General features: G+C 56.4%; 1 protein-coding gene. It reads right to left on the bottom strand.

The features are described 5' to 3' along the window. Positions 1-633: 633 nt before the first annotated feature. Positions 634-1,266, bottom strand: coding sequence for a hypothetical protein (locus RCH12_RS18465; RefSeq protein WP_327017882.1), 633 nt, complete (start codon positions 1,264-1,266; stop codon positions 634-636). Between the last annotated feature and the right edge of the window lie 207 nt (positions 1,267-1,473).

The raw sequence follows: 1,473 nt of genomic DNA, 5'->3' as shown, positions 1-1,473 counted from the left end.
AATCTCCACGCGCATACCCCAGTATCCCTCGCTCCACACCGAAGTGGGTCCCGCTTAGATTGCCCAGGTGGGTCCGACTTGGGTTGACATAGCCAAATTCGTTGCGGGAGCGACAGCAGTGCTGAGCCACACCACCACTGGTGCTCTTCCGCACGACTGGTGGGGCTCAACCGCACGACCGGGTGGGGCTCAGCGGCTCGAATACTCACCGTAGGGCTAAAACGGGTCCAAATGGTCATCATTTAGTCATCAGAATCAATTCCAGCCGACCAAAATCGACCGAGTAGGATTGGACGCAGTGAACCGCCCGGTTCCCTGTAAACACAAGGGAATCCGCGAGTTTTCGGACATTTCCGGGCAAACCTGAGTTAAGGCTAGAACCTTACAGGGGGTCGCTGTTTCAATCCAGTCGAGCCCGGAGCGGTTGGCTCCGTTGAAATCCGGGGTGGCGGTAGCTCTTGAGCCAGGGTGCGCCTGGTCTGTGGTCACGCCACCGTTTCTCGCCTGAGGTACGGCGCATGCGTTGGGGCTTGTAGGAAAAAAATTGAGGGCACAGGAGGCCCACCGCTATTGCTTGACACTCCTGTGCCCGTGCCTGCCAATCTGCAAGCCCGTGTGCGTCCGTGGCGTCGTCTAAATAAAACCGTGGAGCGCTAGACACTCGAGGTAGTACATGAAGGATTCATCGTTCATATCGCCCGTGATCATCGAATAGTAGTTTCGGTCGTCGTTGGGCTCTGATTCCCTGTACCCGGTCACGGCCGTCATAAACGTGCCGAGGTATTCCGACATGCCGTAAACCTTGGCACCAGTTACAAGACCGTTCTCCTGTTCGAGAACGATTGAGGAGCGCTGACCTGTTGAATGTTGAATGTTGAGGAGGTTGTACGACAGCCATGAAGCGTCACCGAGGACTGGTTGGGTCCGCGGGTCCGAGCGCTGAGGGGTTCGTTCGGGGACGAATACATTCTGCCAGCCCTCGTCATAGGCTTCAGCGCCAATGTCCTTCATCTCCAGTTCTTCCGCGCTGTATATGCGGGAGAGCACATCGGGATGAGTAATCGTAAAGAGCTTGTAGATCAAGTCCTCACGGACCTCCACATCGTTTGCATAGTCGTCAGCGGTAATTGCCGTCAAAGGAATTTCGTAGGCACGAAATTCCTTTGCCAAACGGTCCTCTAGGTCCAGAACTTTCCACGGCAGGAGGTTTGACTTTTCCCAACGCTTGAGGAGTGCCAGTACTTGACTGCTACCGTCCTCACTCAATTGGGTACGCCAAAGAACGCGTGCATGGCGGGCGAACGCTGGTGAGCGCGCGTTGGTTGTCGATGAGCGCGCACCCTGCCAGAGCCGCTCCGATGAGGAGGAAAGACGGCACTGCCCTACGTGTCAGGGTGAGTTGAGGCCAGTAGCTCAGAGCAAGTCCGCCGTTTGACGTAGGGCGAGAATCAGGAAGTCCCACCATGTCCAGCC

Origin of the sequence: Cryobacterium sp. MP_3.1 (assembly GCF_035984795.1) — a bacterium.
In the GTDB taxonomy this organism is placed as follows: Bacteria; Actinomycetota; Actinomycetes; order Actinomycetales; family Microbacteriaceae; genus Cryobacterium; species Cryobacterium zongtaii.
The sequence above is the reverse complement of the archived record's forward strand: the minus strand, read 5'-3'. Positions and strand labels throughout refer to the sequence as shown.